Annotated in this window: 16 protein-coding genes and 1 pseudogene; 12 read left to right on the forward strand and 5 right to left on the reverse strand. The window is 69.1% G+C overall.

Annotated elements, in window-relative coordinates; genetic code table 11:
• Positions 1 to 11: 11 nt before the first annotated feature.
• Both ACQR3U_RS12645 and madC read left to right on the forward strand, forming a co-directional pair.
• Positions 12 to 1,100 (forward strand): MadB family AAA-type ATPase, encoded by a 1,089-nt coding sequence (locus ACQR3U_RS12645; protein WP_230810997.1) that lies wholly within the window; start codon positions 12 to 14, stop codon positions 1,098 to 1,100.
• 7 nt (positions 1,101 to 1,107) lie between these two features.
• A complete protein-coding gene (gene madC, locus ACQR3U_RS12650; protein WP_230810998.1) occupies positions 1,108 to 2,649 on the forward strand; it encodes a MadC family VWA domain-containing protein in 1,542 nt (513 codons plus the stop codon).
• 60 nt (positions 2,650 to 2,709) lie between these two features.
• Here madC and ACQR3U_RS12655 read toward each other — a convergent pair whose 3' ends face one another.
• Both ACQR3U_RS12655 and ACQR3U_RS12660 read right to left on the reverse strand, forming a co-directional pair.
• Positions 2,710 to 2,991, reverse strand: coding sequence for an SRPBCC domain-containing protein (locus ACQR3U_RS12655; protein WP_230811011.1), 282 nt, complete (start codon positions 2,989 to 2,991; stop codon positions 2,710 to 2,712).
• Positions 2,992 to 3,024: 33 nt separating this feature from the next.
• Positions 3,025 to 3,144 (reverse strand): annotated as a pseudogene (locus tag ACQR3U_RS12660) (transcriptional regulator); the annotation flags it as partial.
• A gap of 58 nt (positions 3,145 to 3,202) precedes the next feature.
• On the opposite strand from ACQR3U_RS12660, the gene ggt reads away from it, so the two are divergent.
• The 4 genes from ggt to ACQR3U_RS12680 all read left to right on the forward strand — a co-directional run bounded on the left by ggt (position 3,203) and on the right by ACQR3U_RS12680 (position 8,683).
• Positions 3,203 to 5,197 carry a gamma-glutamyltransferase gene (gene ggt / locus ACQR3U_RS12665; protein WP_230810999.1) on the forward strand — a complete coding sequence of 665 codons (1,995 nt, stop codon included), beginning with the start codon at positions 3,203 to 3,205 and terminating at the stop codon, positions 5,195 to 5,197.
• 209 nt (positions 5,198 to 5,406) lie between these two features.
• Complete coding sequence (locus ACQR3U_RS12670; RefSeq protein ID WP_006553552.1) at positions 5,407 to 6,639, forward strand: iron-containing alcohol dehydrogenase; 1,233 nt, start codon at positions 5,407 to 5,409, stop codon at positions 6,637 to 6,639.
• Positions 6,636 to 8,009 carry a MadS family sensor histidine kinase gene (locus ACQR3U_RS12675; protein ID WP_019291263.1) on the forward strand — a complete coding sequence of 458 codons (1,374 nt, stop codon included), beginning with the start codon at positions 6,636 to 6,638 and terminating at the stop codon, positions 8,007 to 8,009. Before ACQR3U_RS12670 ends, ACQR3U_RS12675 begins: the two co-directional genes overlap by 4 nt.
• Positions 8,006 to 8,683, forward strand: a complete 678-nt coding sequence (locus ACQR3U_RS12680; protein WP_006553550.1) for a MadR family response regulator transcription factor — start codon at positions 8,006 to 8,008, stop codon at positions 8,681 to 8,683. The genes ACQR3U_RS12675 and ACQR3U_RS12680 overlap by 4 nt, the downstream gene beginning before the upstream one ends.
• 182 nt (positions 8,684 to 8,865) lie before the next feature.
• On the opposite strand, the gene ACQR3U_RS12685 is transcribed toward ACQR3U_RS12680, so the two are convergent.
• The 3 genes from ACQR3U_RS12685 to mftR all read right to left on the reverse strand — a co-directional run bounded on the left by ACQR3U_RS12685 (position 8,866) and on the right by mftR (position 10,854).
• Positions 8,866 to 9,306: a hypothetical protein gene (locus ACQR3U_RS12685; RefSeq protein ID WP_019291264.1), complete on the reverse strand. Its 441-nt coding sequence runs from the start codon at positions 9,304 to 9,306 to the stop codon at positions 8,866 to 8,868.
• Positions 9,307 to 9,388: 82 nt separating this feature from the next.
• Positions 9,389 to 10,192, reverse strand: coding sequence for a mycofactocin oligosaccharide methyltransferase MftM (mftM, locus tag ACQR3U_RS12690; protein WP_006553548.1), 804 nt, complete (start codon positions 10,190 to 10,192; stop codon positions 9,389 to 9,391).
• A complete protein-coding gene (mftR, locus tag ACQR3U_RS12695) occupies positions 10,189 to 10,854 on the reverse strand; it encodes a mycofactocin system transcriptional regulator (RefSeq protein ID WP_019291266.1) in 666 nt (221 codons plus the stop codon). Before mftR ends, mftM begins: the two co-directional genes overlap by 4 nt.
• A gap of 120 nt (positions 10,855 to 10,974) precedes the next feature.
• On the opposite strand from mftR, the gene mftA reads away from it, so the two are divergent.
• The 6 genes from mftA to ACQR3U_RS12725 are packed head-to-tail and all read left to right on the forward strand — an operon-like array spanning position 10,975 to position 16,675.
• The gene (gene mftA, locus ACQR3U_RS12700; protein WP_006553546.1) at positions 10,975 to 11,070 is read left to right on the forward strand and encodes a mycofactocin precursor MftA; all 96 of its coding nucleotides are present in this window, start codon (positions 10,975 to 10,977) and stop codon (positions 11,068 to 11,070) included.
• A 40-nt stretch (positions 11,071 to 11,110) separates the two neighbouring features.
• Positions 11,111 to 11,404, forward strand: coding sequence for a mycofactocin biosynthesis chaperone MftB (mftB, locus tag ACQR3U_RS12705; RefSeq protein ID WP_006553545.1), 294 nt, complete (start codon positions 11,111 to 11,113; stop codon positions 11,402 to 11,404).
• Positions 11,405 to 11,423: 19 nt separating this feature from the next.
• Positions 11,424 to 12,665 carry a mycofactocin radical SAM maturase gene (gene mftC / locus ACQR3U_RS12710; RefSeq protein WP_006553544.1) on the forward strand — a complete coding sequence of 414 codons (1,242 nt, stop codon included), beginning with the start codon at positions 11,424 to 11,426 and terminating at the stop codon, positions 12,663 to 12,665.
• A 23-nt stretch (positions 12,666 to 12,688) separates the two neighbouring features.
• Positions 12,689 to 13,897 (forward strand): pre-mycofactocin synthase MftD, encoded by a 1,209-nt coding sequence (gene mftD / locus ACQR3U_RS12715; protein ID WP_230811000.1) that lies wholly within the window; start codon positions 12,689 to 12,691, stop codon positions 13,895 to 13,897.
• A 13-nt stretch (positions 13,898 to 13,910) separates the two neighbouring features.
• Positions 13,911 to 15,812: a mycofactocin system FadH/OYE family oxidoreductase 1 gene (locus tag ACQR3U_RS12720; RefSeq protein ID WP_230811001.1), complete on the forward strand. Its 1,902-nt coding sequence runs from the start codon at positions 13,911 to 13,913 to the stop codon at positions 15,810 to 15,812.
• A 50-nt stretch (positions 15,813 to 15,862) separates the two neighbouring features.
• Positions 15,863 to 16,675: a mycofactocin-coupled SDR family oxidoreductase gene (locus tag ACQR3U_RS12725; protein WP_006553541.1), complete on the forward strand. Its 813-nt coding sequence runs from the start codon at positions 15,863 to 15,865 to the stop codon at positions 16,673 to 16,675.

Here is a 16,675-nt window from a genome sequence, read left to right on the forward strand (position 1 = left end):
GGAGACCCCGGATGACCCCGTTCGCCTCGGGCGCCGAGTTGAAGGATGCGCTGCGCCGGCACGACTACATCGCCGACGACGAGTTCGCGACCGTCGTGCACCTCGCCACCGCACTCGAGCGGCCCCTACTGCTCGAAGGCCCCGCCGGGGTCGGCAAGACCGAACTGGCCAAGGCGCTCGCCGCGGTCGGCGGCCGGAAACTGGTTCGACTGCAGTGCTACGAAGGGCTCGACGACAGCCGCGCCCTCTACGAGTGGGACTACGCCAAACAGCTGCTGCATGTGCAGATGCTGCGCGACCGCATCGGCGAACTGCTCGCCGGTCGCGCCGACCTCGCGGACGCGTCGAAGTTCCTCGCGCAGCAGGACTTCGGACTGTACTCGGAGACCTTCCTGTCGGTCCGTCCGCTGCTCGAGGCCGTGCTCTCGGAGGAGCCGGTGGTCCTGCTCGTCGACGAGGTGGACCGCACCGAGGAATCCATGGAGGCACTGTTGCTCGAGGTGCTCGCCGAACGGCAGGTGACGATCCCCGAGGTCGGCACGTTCACGGCCCGGTCCACACCGTGGGTGATCCTGACCTCCAACGACACTCGCGAGTTGTCACCCGCGCTCAAGCGTCGCTGCCTGCACTACCACGTCGGATACCCGACACCCGAGCGTGAACGCGAGATCGTCACCGCGCGGGTGCCGGACGTGCGCCCGGGAACGGCTCACCAGATCGTCGACCTGTCCCGGACCCTGCGCGATCTGCCGCTGCGCAAGAGTCCCTCGATCTCGGAGGTCATCGACGCCGCACGTGCGGCGACGGTGATGGGACACGACGCCGACGACCCGGATTCGCTGGGCGGCATGCGCGACGTGCTGCTGGCGACGCTGCTCAAGTACACCGGCGACGTCGACCTCGCGAAGACCCGGCTCGGCGGTGCAGCACCGGCAACCGCGGTGTCCGAACCGGGCGCGTCCGAAGCGAGTGCACCCGAACCTGTTCCGTCGCGTGAACGCGTGACGGTCGCATCGCGCCCGGCGAACACCACGACCGCAGCCTTCCGGGGACGCGGTGGTGGCGGTCGCGACGCCGCGGGCAGCGGACTTCGGGGGTGACCCCGCGATGCACGCAGCCCGAGTGGGACGGGTGACCGCGCTCGACGAGCGTCGCCCCCGCTACGTACTCGACGTGGTGGCGGCGGTGTTCGGCATGCTCCTGCGACGCCACGGTGTCGCGGCGTCACCCGCCGAGAGCATCGAGGTGCGCCGGGTGCTCGACATGGTCCCCGCCCGCGAGCGGGATTCGCTGCGCGCGTGCCTGCGGGCGGTGTGCGCCAAGTATCCGCACGAGAGGGCCGGCTTCGAGCGCGCCTTCGACGAGTTGTTCGGTGCGGTCGACGCCGCCGTCGCCACGAGCGGCGGCGGTCCCGCCCGCGCGCAGTTCGCCGAGTCCCTGCCGGCGGCACTCGAGATCGGCGACGACCCGAGCGTCGCGCGCTACGCCGAGTACAACGAACGTGCAGCCGAGGTCGGCGACCACTTCGACACTCCGGAGGCCCGCAGGGGTTTCAACCCGCACAAGGACGACGACGATGTGTCGATGACGTCGTCCGACGCCGATCTGTCGGTGGACACGGATGCGGACTCGGGCCGTCGCGGCGTCACCTACACCGTCGACGTCGAGAATGCCGCGACCACGACGGTGGGTGATCTGTCCGGGGAACCGGGGGCCGCGGTCGTCGGATCGTTGTCGTGGGACGACCCGGCGTCGATCCTCGCGTGGCTCGACGCCTACGACCCGCACCGCACCTACGGGGGAGAGGTCCTCGACGAACCTCTCTCCGCATCCCAGCTCGCGCGCCTCGTGGATGCGGTCGAGGCGTTCGTGGCTTCGCTCGCCGCCGTGGCGCCGGGGACCGAAGGTGTCGAGGCACCCGAATCGCACGACACCGCCGGCATCGATCGCGCCGAGATCGAACTCGCGTGCCACGAGGTGCTGCGTCGCATGCGCGGACCGGTCCGGCCCCATCCGCGTGAGCGGACCCGCGGGCGGCTCGACATGCGCAGGACCGCCCGAGCGGGGATGCGGACCGACGGGGTGCCGTTCCGGCTCGTCGTCCGCGCGCCCCGCCCCGACCGGGTGCGGCTGCTCGTCCTCGCCGACGTCTCGCTGTCGGTCCGTCCGATCACCGCGTTCACACTCCGGCTCGCCCAGGCGATGCACGGACGGGCGCACCGGTGCCGGGTGGTCGCCTTCGTCGATCGTCCGGTGGACGTGACGACACAGTTGCTCGCCGCCGACGGCGACGGTGCACTGGCGGCCGTACTCGCCCATCCCGCAGTCGATCTCGAAGCGAGCAGCGACTACGGCAGGATGTTCGACGAACTGCTCACCGAACATTCCGGATCGATCGACGGCCGAACGTCGGTGCTGGTCGTGGGGGACGGGCGCTGCAACGGTCTGCCCCCGCGTGTCGATCGGCTCGAGGAACTCCGTCGTCGCGTGCACCGCCTCGCGTGGATCACGCCCGAGCCCGAGCGGTACTGGCCGCAGGCGACCTGCGCGATGCCCGACTACGCCGAACTGTGCGACGAGGTGGTCGTCGCCCGCGACGGCGCGCAACTGCTCGCGCGCGCCGCCGAACTCGGCCACGCCCTGCGGTGAACGGCGCTCACCGCGTCGCGGACCCGGCCAGCAGTTCCTCGAGTCGTTCCAAGCCCTCGGTCAGGCCGGTCTCCATACCCGCTTCCGCCATGCCGTCGCGGGCCTCCTGTCTCGGGTACACGGAATGGCCGACCAGCTTGCAGGGACGTTCCCGAGGTCGACGAAGGTGAGCGTCTCGAGGCTCACCACATCAGGGAACCCGAGATATTCGAAGGTCTGGACGATGAACTCGTTCTCGCGGACGGTATGGAAGACACTCGCGAAGCGGTAGCTGCCGCTGTCGTCGGAGTGTTCGTAGCGGTACGAACCGCCGGTGCGGAGGTCGTACTCCTCGATCTTCATCTCCAGGCCGCGCGGGCCGAGCCACTGCGCGACGGCGTCGAGACCGCGGAACTGCTGTTCCTTCACCAACCGGTAGCGGTCGATCCAGGAGGTCAGCATCTCCAGCCGTGCGGGCTTCAGGTGGACGGGCCGGCGCTGGGCGTCGCGCGTGCGCAAACGGATCGCGGTCGAATTCCCTACGGGCACTCACGCGCCCGGCTACGGTCAGTGAATGGTCCTGCCCTCGAGAGCCCGGCCCGGTGTCCGCGCGGCCTTCGCCGCGACCGTCTCGATCGCCCTCCTCGGCGCGTGCACGTCCGCGTCGGGCGATACGGAATCCGACGGCGCGGCCGACGTGCAGGAGACCGCGGCAGCCGCGACCTGCACCGCAGAACCGAACGGCACCCCGATCACCGACACGCAGCCGGCGGAGACCGGGGATCGCGACATCTCCACGAACCCCGAGATCGCGACCGGTTACCGCACCGGCATGACCGCGGTGACCACCTCCTCCTTCGCCGTGTCGACGGCCAATCCCGTCTCCACCGAAGCGGCATGCGAGGTCCTGCGCGACGGCGGGACCGCGGCCGACGCGCTCGTCGCCGCCCAGATGGTCCTCGGTCTCGTCGAACCCCAGTCGTCGGGTATCGGTGGCGGAGCGTTCTTGGTGTACTACGACGCCGAGTCCGGTGAGGTGAAGGCATACGACGGCCGCGAGACGGCACCGATGTCCGCGACCGAGAACTACCTGCGCTGGATCAGCGACACCGACCGCACCGAACCCCGCCCCGACGCGCGTGCGAGCGGCCGCTCGATCGGCGTGCCCGGCGTCGTGCGGATGCTCGAAACCGTCCACGCGGAGCACGGGAACGCCGCCTGGAACGAGTTGTTCCGCCCCGCCATCGATCTCGCCGATCAGGGCATCGTGATCAGCGACCGTCTGGCGCAGTCGATCGCCGATTCCGCCGAGCAGCTCGCCGTCGACGACGAGGCCCGCGCCTACTTCCTGCAGGCCGACGGCTCACCCAAGGCCGCGGGTGAGACCCTCACGAATCCGGCCATGGCCAAGACACTCTCGGCGATCGCCACCGACGGTGCCGACGTCTTCTACACCGGTGACATCGCGGCCGGCATCGTCGAGTCCACCGGCACCGATTCCGGCGGGCGTACACCCGGAACCATGACCCTCGAGGATCTCGCCGCCTACGAGGCGAAGGAACGGCAGCCGCTGTGCACCCCCTACCGCGAGTACGAGATCTGCGGCATGCCCAACCCGTCCTCGGGTGGCATGGCGGTCGCCGCGACGCTCGGCATCCTCGACAACTTCGACCTCGCGTCGCTGCCGCCGGGTGATGTCGACGCCGACGGCGGCGTCCCCGACGCGGATGCGGTGCACCTGATCTCCGAGGCCGAACGACTCGCCTACGCCGATCGCGACAAGTACGTCGCCGATGCCGATTTCGTGCCCCTGCCGGGCGGCTCGCTCGAGACCCTGGTGAACCCGGACTACCTGTCCGAGCGTGCAGGACTGATCGACCCCGGCAAGAGCATGGGCGAGGCGCAGCCCGGCGACTTCGGTCCGGTCCCGCTCGGCATGCCGCCGCAGAGCCTCGAGCACGGCACCAGCCACATCTCGGTCGCGGACAGCTACGGCAACGTCGCGTCGATGACGACCACGATCGAGTCGGCCTTCGGTTCGTTCCACATGACCGACGGCTTCCTGCTCAACAACCAGCTCACGGATTTCTCGGCCGAACCGGTCGACGACGAGGGACTGCCCGTCGCCAACCGCGTCGAACCCGGCAAGCGGCCGCGCAGCTCGATGGCCCCGACGCTCGTCTTCGAACGCACACCCGACGGCGGTCGCGGCGACATCCGGATGGTGGTCGGGTCGCCGGGCGGCTCGGTGATCATCCAGTTCGTCGTCAAGACACTCGTGAACACCCTCGACTGGGGACTCGACCCGCAGCAGGCCGTCTCGGCCGTGTCGTTCGGTGCCGCGAACACCCCCGTCACCGGGGTCGGCGGCGAACACCCGGCGATCGACGGCGCCGACGACGGAGCGAACGATCCGCTCGTGCAGCAGCTCCGCGACATGGGCCACGAGGTGTCCGTCGCCCCGCAGTCCAGTGGGCTGAGCGCGCTGCTGCGCCAGGGGCAGGGATGGGTCGGGGGCGCCGACCCCCGCCGCGAGGGTGCCGTGATGGGCGATACCGGCGGGCAGTGACCGACCGGGGCAGGCTTGTCTGGGGCCGGCGACGTATCGGCGCAGGCCGTAGCGGAGATCCGTCGAGCGCCGACCCCCACCCGTGACCTACCCTGTCGGATAGGTGCCGACCCTCGCCATCGGTCCGGTGCGCCCCGTGCCCGCCCCGCCCGACAACCCGTGCGCCGTAAGCTGGATCACACAGGTGCGCGGATCGTCAGGAGTGAACAGTGGCCGTCGTCATGCCGGGACACCAGAACACGACCCATCCCCGCGCTTCCGCGACCCCTCGGGACGACCACCCCGCTTCGGGGCCGGCCCTGGTCAAGTTCCACGCCCCCGAGATCGTCTTCGGGGAGGGCTCACTCGTCGAAGCGGCCCATGCCGCCGTCCGGCTCGGCGGTGTCCGCCCGATGCTCGTCACCGATCCGGGACTGATCGAGGCCGGTTGGGTCGACGAACTCCTCGGACATCTGCGCGACCAGGGCGTCGAAGCCACGGTATGGGCCGGGCTCACCCCCAATCCGAAGGACCACGAGGTCGCCGCCGGTCACGAGCTGTACCGGTTGCGGGGCTGCGACGTCCTCGTCGCGCTGGGCGGTGGCTCGGTGATCGACGCCGCGAAGGGCGTCGCGATCCTGGCCGCCAACGGCGGCAACATCCTCGACTACGAAGGTGTCGACCGCGCGCCGCTGCCCATCCCGCCGATGGTCATGGTGCCGTCGACGTCCGGGACGGGAGCCGACGTCTCCCAGTTCTGCGTGGTCACCGACACCGCGCGCGGCAGCAAGATCACCATCATCGGCCGGTCGCTCGTCCCCGACCTCACGGTGATCGATCCGCGGTTGCTCACCACCATGCCCGCCGATCTCAACGCCGCCACCGGACTCGACGCCCTCACGCACGGCATCGAGGCCTTCGTCTCCCGCGCCCACAACCCCCTCACCGACCATCACGCGCTGCGCGCGGTCGGCATGGTCACCGGCACGCTCGTGCGCACCATCGACGACCCGACCTACATGCCCGCTCGCGCCACCATGGCGCAGGCGAGTCTCGAGGCCGGACTCGCGTTCACCAACGCCATCCTCGGCGCCGCCCACGCGATGAGCCATCAGGTCGGCGGTCTGCTCGATCTGCCGCACGGGGTCATCAACGGGGTGCTGCTGCCGCACGTCATCCGGTTCAACGGCGCCGACGATCCCGAGCCGTTCGTCCAGGTCGCCGCGACCCTCGGTCTGGAGGAGGCGCGCGGTCCCGCGCCCGAGGCCGTCGAGGCCGTCGCGGCGCGCATCGACGCTCTCGCTCGTCAGGTGGGTGTGCCTCGCGGGCTGCGCCAACTCGGTGTGCGCGAGGAGGACCTGCCGCGACTCGCCGAGGGAGCCCTGCGCGACGCGTGCATGTCGACGAATCCGCGCACCGCGACCCGCGCCCAGATGATCGAGTTGTTCCGGACGGCGCTGTGAGTGCTCCCGACCTGTCGGCACTGACCGGACTCCGCTCCGGGAAGTCGACCTTCTATTCGCAGTACCGCGGTGCCGCCGAACGACTCGAACGCGTCGTCCACGCACTCGAGTTGATCTCCCGGGCGCTGGTGCGCACGGTCGAGGGGCCGGAGACGCTCATCTGCGCCGTCGCCGAAGCCGCCCGCGCGCACCTGAGCGCGACGTGGGTGGCCTTCGCGCTCGCCGACGGTGTCCTGCCCGATGCCGGGCCGCGCAGGCTCGTGCTCGGTCCCGACGCCACCCCCTTCCTCGTCGACAACGTCGAGGGGCCGCCCCTTCCCGACGAGGTCGTGGCCCTGCTCGACGCCGTGCGCACCGGTGCCGTCGAACGTCGCGAGCTGGTCGAGAACCACCACGCGTTCGTGCCCATCGTCCTGGACGGGGGAGTCGCCGGTGCCATCGCCGCGTGGACGCCGGACCGCCGCGTCCTCGACACCACCGACCGCGCCGTTCTGTCGATCCTCGCCAGCCAGACCGCGGTCGCGCTGCAGAACTCCGCGCTCTACCAACGCGGACAACTCCTGCTCGAACGCGCCGAGCAGGCCTACCGCGAAGCGAACCGCTCCGCCGCCGATCTGCAGGCACGCAACGAGGAACTCGAAGCGACCCTGAAGAAACTCGCTCTCACGCAGCGGCAGCTGGGCGTCGCCCACCGGAACCAGGCGCTCGACGAGGAACGCCACCGCATCGCGCGCGAGCTCCACGACAGCGTCACGCAGGCCGTGCTCTCGGCGGGCATGCAGATCGAGGTGTGCCGCAGCGACATTCCCGACGCCGAACGCAGCGAACGACTCGACCTCGCCAAGGAACTCACCCGCGGTGCCGTCGAGCAGTTGCGATCCGCGATCTACGCGCTGAACCGACCGTCCGATTCCGAACGGATGTCGTTGCCGGAGATGCTCGAACAGCTCAGCGTGGCCCACATGCCGGGCGAACTCGAGGTCAAGACGAGAATGGGTGGCACACCGGTCGAGTTGAGCGGCGAGGCCGAGCACGCCCTGCTCCGGATCGCCGGCGAAGCGTTGTTCAACGCGGCGGTGCACGCCAACGCGAGTCGCGTGGTGCTGCGGCTCAGTTATGGACGCGATGCGGTCCTGCTGTCGGTCGCTGACGACGGCGACGGCGACCCGGCGCGTCTGCGGGTGATGCTGCGACTCGCCGCCAACGACCTCGACGGGAGCCATCGCGGTCTCGCGAACATGCAGGCCCGCGCCCGCGAACTCGGTGGCACCCTCGAGGTGCGTCGTTCCCGGTTCGGTGGAGTGCGAATCGCGGCCCGTATCCCGTTGCAGGACAATGCTGTAGCTCAACAGGTGGGAGAACCGTCATGACCGTCACGCCGCCTCGGATGACCCCGCGGGCGCGGCCCGGCACGGTGCGCATCGCACTCGTCGACGACCACGCGATCCTCCGTCAGGGACTCCGCTCGATCCTCGATCGCGAACCGGATCTCGAAGTGGTGGGGGAGGCCTCGACGGACGTGGAGGCGCTCGCGCTCGTCGACCGCATGCGCCCCGACATCGTGCTGCTCGATCTCAAGCTCTCGGCCGGGTCGGACTTCGAGGGACTGGGATTGTGCGGGCGGCTGTCCTCGGCGCACCCGGGCATCGGTCTGCTCGTGCTCACCACCTTCCTCGACGAACAACTCGTCGTGCGGGCGGTGCACGCGGGCGCGCGTGGTTACGTCGTCAAGGACGTCGACACCACCGAACTGGTGCGCGCCATCCGGGCGGTCTCTCGCGGTGAGAGCGCCTTCGACTCGCGCAGCGCGGCGGCGGTCGTGCGTTCGCTCAACGGGCAGGGCACATCCGCCGAACAGTTGACCGGCCGCGAACTCGAGGTGCTGAAGCTTCTCGCCGCCGGCATGTCGAACGTGAAGATCGGTGAGCAGCTTTTCATCTCGGCCACCACCGTGAAGTTCCACGTCAGCAACATCATGCGCAAGCTCGGGGTGAGCCGCCGGGCCGAGGCGGTCTACGCCGCCAGCAAGCAGGGGCTGATCTGACGGCCGGCCCCTTCCGCGGCTCAGCTCTGCGCGGTGAGCTTGCTGCTGTAGGCCGCACCCCAGTCGTCGAGCCACGCGGCGACGGCCAACGGTTTCGCGTTCGGTGTCCGCGACGAGCGTGGCCGCGTCCGCAAATACGGCGACGGGGGACTGGCGGGTACGGACCCGACGTCCACACCGCGTCAGCGTCCGGTCGGAGCAGGCGAGTGCAATGGCACGAGTACCGACAGTGCGCCGGTATACAGGATCAGGCGCAGTAGCGGTCCGCCTCGGAGAAGCTGCCGGGTGATCTCCCGGACCCGTCGGCCCTCGTCCTCACCCGGCGGCGCGGCGAGCACGATCGCGGGACCGGAGCCGGGCCGGGTCGCGGTGACGAGCAGACACTCCTCGACGGTGGTCAGTACCGGAATGTCGTTCGCGCCCTCGGTCTTTCCGATCGCCACGGCGTCGTAGTCGGAGTCGTCCGCATCGTCGTGGAAGACGAGCAGCCGCACGTCCGGTCGCTGGGGGAGCGGCCGACAGTCCGTCACCACTCCGCACGACATGTCCCGCGATGCGCCGGGGCGGGGAAGGACGACGCGACGAGTCGTCCAGCCGAAGTGGCTCTCGACGATGTGGTCCATCACGCCACCTCCTTCCGTCCACACCGGGTATTCGTCGCCGGACGGGAAACGGATGGGCGGGCAGGCGGATGGCCCGGGTGGATCACCCGATGACGAGCCACCCACCGTGGTGTTCGAACACCTCGAAGGGACGCCCCGTACTGCGGCCCAGTTCCTCGAGTGCGGGCAGGTCGAAGGTGCGCACGTGTCCGTGGCAGGCCGTCGCCTCGTCCTCGAACGGCACCGCGACCACCACCCGCTGCCGGGCGATCCGCAGCGCCTCGGCGAGGATCGTGGCACCGAGGGCGTCGTCGACGTGCTCGAGCAGGTGGATCGCGGTGACTGTGTCGGCGCTGCCGTCGGGCACCGGGACGTTCGCCGCGTCGCACACGAGCGTGTCGACGTGCAGCCCGAGCCGCGGTGCGACCGCATCGAGCAGGCGCATCGTGCCGGGCAGGATGTCGGTGGCGGTGACGGTGGTGCCGGCGGCGGCGAGCCGCAGCGGCAGGAAGCCGAAACACGACCCCAGGTCGAGCACGCTCCCACGCACGAGTTCGGCGGCCCGATTATGGATGGGCGCGAAATCGGCTGTACCGTCGAGCAGTTCGCCGAGCGAGTTGCGGTAGTAGGTGACCCACGAGTCGAGGGCGCCGGGCACCGTGGAGCGGACGAGTCCCACCATCGTCAGCTCGAACTCGTCCTGACCGAACTCGATGTCCTGGATCGAGGCGGTGACCTCGGCGACGAGTCGCTCGCTGATCTGCTCGGCCGTGAGGGAATGCGTGACGTGGAGTCGGTCGTCCTCGCGCCGGACGTTCAGCGGCCCGGCGGGTACGCGTTCGACCGTCACGTGATCGTGTGTCCACCGGCCCGGGCTGCAGGGAGCGAGCGAATCGAGCAGGGTCATTGTTTCGCAACCTTTTTCGGAGGTGTGGAAGGGGGCGGTGTGGAAGGGGAGTGCGGGTCACTGTAGTCGAGACCGGCCGTCAGTGTCCCCATCCCGGTGGCCAGTAAGTCGTGCAGATCCGATCCGGGTTCGTCGAGCCACGCCTCGTAGGCGGAGATCGCGACACCGAGCAGCAGATAGCCGACGGTGCGGGGGATGTGGTCGTCGGGATCGGCCCCGATGCGACGGGCGACGAACTCGGCGACGACACGTCTCCAGCCCTGGTACATCACCGACGAATAGCCCTGCAGCGCGGGCGTGTGCAGGATGAGACCCATCCGCGCGCGGTGTCGTTCGGCCTCACTGTCGGGGAAGGTGTTGAAGTCGTGCAGGGCGGTGGTCAGCGCTTCCGAGAGCGGAACGTCCTCGGGGATCGTTTCGAGGCTCGCGCGCATGCCGGCGAGGTGTTCGTCGAAGTTTCCCCAGGCCACCTCGTTCTTCGACGGGAAGTAGCGGAAGAAGGTGCGTCGCGCGATGTCGGCCGCCTCGGCGATGTCGTCGATGCTCGTCTCGTCGAAGCCCGCCTCCATGAACAGCTCGATGCCGATTGCGGCGAGTTCCTCCTTCGTGGTGGACGGGCGGCGACCTATCCGAGCGGACGGTTTCCCGCGACTACGCGTCATTCTTCCTCCCGAAGGCGTGACATTCTGCACTCGATGCCATTACAGTGGTGAACTGTCTCACAGCGCAAGTCCCACTGTGACGACCGGCTCCGATCCAGGAGAAGAAACCGAGGAGGAAACATGTCCGATCGTGACAACGCCGTGATCGAATCCGATCTGATCGAGGAGTCCCTCGTCGAAGAGGTCTCCATCGACGGCATGTGCGGCGTGTACTGACATGACCGCGCCCGGAGCCACCGACGTGTCCCCCCTGGCAATGGACACCGAGACAGCAACGGACACCGAGATGTTCGATCCGGGTGCCGGCTGGCGGCTCCACCCGCAGGTAGCGCTTCGCCCCGAGCCGTTCGGGGCGTTGCTCTACCACTTCGGCACCCGCAAGTTGTCGTTCCTGAAGAACACCGTCATCGTCGACGTCGTCCGATCCCTCGGCGACCACGGGTCGGTGCGAGACGCGTTGCGAGCGCACGGGATCGACGAGAACGCCGAGCGGCCCTACGTGCGTGCCCTGGGCACCCTGGCCGATTCGCACATGATCGTTCCTGTCTGACGTCTGTAAGGACCAGCCCATGACCTCGCTGCTCGAACCGCCCACAACCTCCGCCCCACCGAAGGTCGGTCGCCTCGTCGACCAGTTCGAGAAGGGCCTCGACGCCCCGATCTGCCTGACCTGGGAGCTCACCTACGCCTGCAACCTTTCATGTGTGCACTGCCTGTCCTCGTCGGGCAAGCGCGACCCGCGTGAACTGTCGACCGAACAGTGCAAGGCGATCATCGACGAGCTGCAGCGCATGCAGGTCTTCTACGTCAACATCGGCGGCGGCGAACCCACCGTGCGATCCGATTTCTGGGAACTCGTCGACTACGCCACCGAACACCAGGTGGGCGTGAAGTTCTCGACCAACGGTGTGCGCATCGACAAGAAGGTCGCCGCCCGGCTGGCCGCCTCCGACTATGTCGACGTGCAGATCTCCCTCGACGGCGCCACCGCCGAGGTCAACGACGCCGTGCGCGGGCCGGGTTCGTTCGCGATGGCCGTGCGTGCCCTGGAGAACCTGTCCGAGGCGGGCTTCCGCGACGCGAAGATCTCCGTCGTCGTCACCCGCCAGAATGTCGACCAGCTCGACGAATTCAAGGCTCTCGCCGACCGTTACGGGGCGACCCTGCGCATCACGCGACTGCGCCCGTCCGGCCGCGCCGTGGACGTGTGGGACGACCTGCATCCCACCCACGAGCAGCAGCGGCAGCTCTACGACTGGCTCGTCGCCCACGGCGAGGGCGTGCTCACCGGCGACTCGTTCTTCCACCTGTCCGCCTTCGGCGGCGAGGGCGGCGGCTCGCTGCCCGGACTGAACCTGTGCGGTGCGGGACGCGTGGTGTGCCTGATCGACCCGGTCGGCGACGTCTACGCGTGCCCGTTCGCGATCCACGAGAACTTCCACGCCGGAAACATCCTCACCGACGGTGGTTTCGCGTCGGTGTGGAAGAACTCCGAGCTGTTCCGCGAACTGCGCGAACCGCAGTCCGCCGGTGCGTGCGGCTCGTGCAACTTCTTCGACGCGTGCCGCGGCGGCTGTATGGCCGCGAAGTTCTTCACCGGCCTGCCGATGGACGGACCCGATCCCGAGTGCGTGCAGGGCTACGGGCAGTCCGCGCTCGAAGCCGAGCGCACCGTGCCGCAGTCGAGCGTCGACCACTCGCGCACCGGCAAGCGCGCCGAACGGCGCACCCCGTCCGCACCGGTACCGCTGACCCTGCTCACCAAGCCCCCCGCCAAGTTCTGCGACGAGAATCCGCTCGCAGGGCTCTAGACCTTCCGAGGAGACGACCGACGATGGCCAAGCTTTCCTGGTTGAAGAATCCGTGGGCCCAGGACCCATGGTTCGAGACCGTCGCAATCGCACAGCAGCGCGCCCGGAAACGCCTGCCCAAGTCCGTCTACGGCGCACTCGTCGCCGGATCCGAGGCCGGCATCACGGCCGACGACAACACCACCGCCTTCCGCGAACTCGGGTTCGCCCCGCACGTCGCGGGACTGTCGGACAAGCGGGAGATGTCTACGACCATCATGGGACAGGATGTGTCCCTGCCCGTGATGATCTCGCCGACCGGTGTGCAGGCCGTGCACCCGGACGGTGAGGTCGCCGTGGCCCGCGCGGCCGCCGCCCGCGGCACCGCGATGGGTCTGTCGTCGTTCGCGAGCAAGTCCATCGAGGAAGTCGCGGCGGTCAACGACAAGACCTTCTTCCAGATGTACTGGGTCGGCAGCCGCGACACGCTGATCCAACGCATGGAACGTGCCCGCGCTGCGGGCGCGAAGGGTCTGATCATGACCCTGGACTGGTCGTTCTCCAACGGTCGAGACTGGGGCAGCCCCGCCATCCCGGAGCGGATGAACCTCGAGGCGATGGTCAAGTTCGCCCCCGAGGGCATCACCCGGCCCAAGTGGCTCCTCGAATGGGCGAAGACCGGTGCCGTGCCGGATCTGACCACCCCCAACCTCACACCGCCGGACGGCCAGGCCCCGACCTTCTTCGGCGCCTACGGCGAGTGGATGACCACGCCCCTGCCCACCTGGGAGGACGTCGCGTGGCTGCGTGAGCAGTGGGGCGATGCACCGTTCATGCTCAAGGGCGTCATGCGCGTCGACGACGCCAAGCGCGCCGTCGATGCCGGGGTCACCGCCATCTCGGTGTCCAACCACGGTGGCAACAACCTCGACGGCACCCCGGCGCCGATCCGGGCCCTGCCGGCGATCGCCGAAGCGGTGGGCAAGGACGTCGAGGTGCTGCTCGACGGCGGTATCCGCCGCGGCAGCGACGTCGTCAAGGCGATCGCGCTCGGCGCCAGGGCCGTGCTCATCGGCCGCGCGTACCTGTGGGGTCTGGCCGCGAACGGTCAGGCAGGCGTGGAGAACGTCCTCGACATCCTTTCCGGCGGAATCGGTTCCGCCCTCATGGGTCTGGGCAAGAACTCGATCCACGAGCTCACCCCCGACGACGTCTTCGTGCCGGACGGCTTCCGCCGCGATCTCGGCATCTGACCGAACCGACGACATGAGCCCCGCGCTCACCGAACCGATCACCCTCGCCGGACGCACCGCTCCGTCGAGGGTGATCTTCGGTCCGCACGTCACCAATCTCGGTGACGGCCGGTCGTTCTCGGACCGTCACGTCGCGTACTACGCGCGACGTGCGCAGGGTGGGTGCGGGATCGTCGTCACGGAGACGGCGTCGGTGCACCCGTCCGACCACCCTTACGAACGCGCACCGCTGGCCGAGTACTGTGGGGACGGCTACCGGCGGATCGTCGAGGCCTGCCGTCCGCATGGCACACTCGTGCTCACCGGCCTCGGTCATCGCGGCCTGCAGGGTTCGAGCGCGTGGACCCGGGCACCGCTGTGGGCACCCTCGCGCGTGCCGGATCCGGTGACACGCGAACTGCCTGCCGAGGCGACCGAGCGTGAAATCGCCGAGCTCGTCGAGTCCTTCGCCCGTGCTGCCGTCGTCGCCGCGGAAGCGGGTCTCGACGGAGTGGAACTCGACGCCGGACCGACCTCGCTGCTGCGGCAGTTCCTCTCTGGGCTGACCAACCGTCGAGACGACGCATACGGCACCGAACGCCTGCGGCTGCTGCGTGAGGCGATCGCCGCCGTTCGCGCGCGAATCGGCTCGGATCACATTGTTGCACTGAGACTCTCGTGCGACGAGAACGCGCCGTGGGCGGGCATCACACCCGACATCGCCGCCGGATACGTCCGCGCGATCGCATCATCGGTCGACCTGCTCACCGTGGTGCGCGGTGGATTGTTCTCACCCGAGTCGTATCGGCCCGACGCACATGTCCCCGCCGGATTCAACGACGACCTGTGCCGCCGCATCCGGGACGAGATCTCCGGATCGGTCCCGATCGCTCTGCAGGGCAGCATCGTCGACGCCGGCCACGCGCAGCGGGCCCTCTCCGACGGTGCGTGTGACCTGGTCGAGATGACCCGCGCGCAGATCGCCGACCCCGACCTCGTCATCGCCGTCCGTCGCGGTCGTCGGCCGCGTCCCTGCGTGCGCTGCAACCAGGCGTGCCTCGTCGACGACTTCCACAACCCGATCGTGGGGTGCATCGCGAACCCGGAGGCCGGCGACGAGACACGGAACTCTCCCGGACCGGTGGACTCCGCACGCGACGTACTCGTGGTGGGTGCTGGACCCGCCGGTCTGGAAGCAGCGCGCGTGGCAGCGACGCGCGGTCACCGTGTCGTCCTGGTCGAGGCGGACGAACGGGTCGGTGGGACGATCGCCGCCGTCTCGCGCGGTGGCCGGCCCGACTTCGCTGCGCTCGTCGACTGGCTCGAACAGCAGTGCCTGGAGTCCGGCGTCGACATCCGTACCGGCACGGAAGTGAGCGCTGCCGACATCGAGAGTGCGCTCGCTGCGGGTACGGAGGTCGTGCAGGCCACCGGCGGGTTTCCACGTCCACCCTCCTTTCCGGTGACCGAGCCCGAGCGGTACGCGACCGCCGCGGAGGTGCTGTCGGGGATTCGGCCGCCTGCGTCCCGGATGGTCGTGTGGGATCCGACGGGTGGTCCGGTGGCGAGTGCCGTCGTCGACCGTCTCGTGGAGCGCGGCGCGGAGGTCCACTATGCGACGGGTGACCCGGTCGCCGGATCACGACTTGCGCCGACGGGGGACCTCGTCGCCTTCGACGTCCGCATGCAGCGGGCGGGCGTGGCGAGACATCTCGGGTGCCGGGTCGGTTCGGTCGATGCCGACGGCGTCGTGCTCGTCGACCGGGTGTCCGGGGAATCCACGCCGGTGGCGGACGCTGTCCTGGTCGACTGCGCACCCCCGTTACCGGCAGAAGTGTCCGAGTGGCCGGGATCGCGGTCGATCGGCGACCAGGTGGCCCCGAGGACCGTGCGCGAGGCCGTCCGAGAGGGATACCGGGTGGCCACGGCGCTGTAACGTGGGGCACACTGAAACGCGTTCTAATTTGGGTCTACGGAAGGGCCGACATGGGAGATTTCGACGGCAAGGTCGTCTTCATCACCGGGATCGCGCGCGGGCAGGGCCGCAACCACGCCATCCGGTTCGCGCGCGAGGGCGCGTCCGTCATCGGCGTCGACATCGCGGCCCCGGTATCGGAGTACGTGACCTACGAGCAGGCCACCGAGGACGACTTCCACGAGACGGTCCGCCTCGTGGAGGAGGCCGGCGGGAAGATCCTCGCCCGTGTCGCGGACGTGCGCGACAGTGCCGCACTGAAGGCCGTCGTCGACGAGGGCGTCGCCCAGTTCGGGCGACTCGACGTGGTGGTCGCCAATGCCGGCATCTGCAGCTGGAACCGCTTCTGGGAAATGCCCGACGACCAGTTCGAAGAGCTGATCGACATCAACCTCACCGGTGTCTTCAAGACCCTCAAGGCCGCTGCCCCCGCGATGATCGAGGCCGGGAACGGCGGATCGATCATCGTCGTCAGCTCGGTGGCGGGCCTCAAGGCGATGCCAGGCCAGATCAACTACGCGGCAGCGAAATTCGGCCTCGTCGGTGTCACGCAGGCAGCGGCGAAGGAACTCGGCCCGTACCGTATCCGGGTCAACTCCATCCACCCCTACGGCGTGAACACCCCGATGGGCACCGACGTCAGCGTCCTGAAGCTGTTCGAGAAGAACCCGTCGTGGGGACCGAACTTCGTCCCCATCCTCACCGAGAAGCCTGTGGCCGACCCCGACGACATCTCGGAGACCGTGTTGTTCCTCGCGAGCGATCGGGCCTCCACGATCACCGGCAGCCAGATGGCCATCGACCAGGGCAACTCGAAGGTCTGA

Source organism: Rhodococcus sp. IEGM1339, from assembly GCF_050321925.1.
Taxonomy (GTDB): domain Bacteria; phylum Actinomycetota; class Actinomycetes; order Mycobacteriales; family Mycobacteriaceae; genus Rhodococcus; species Rhodococcus pyridinivorans.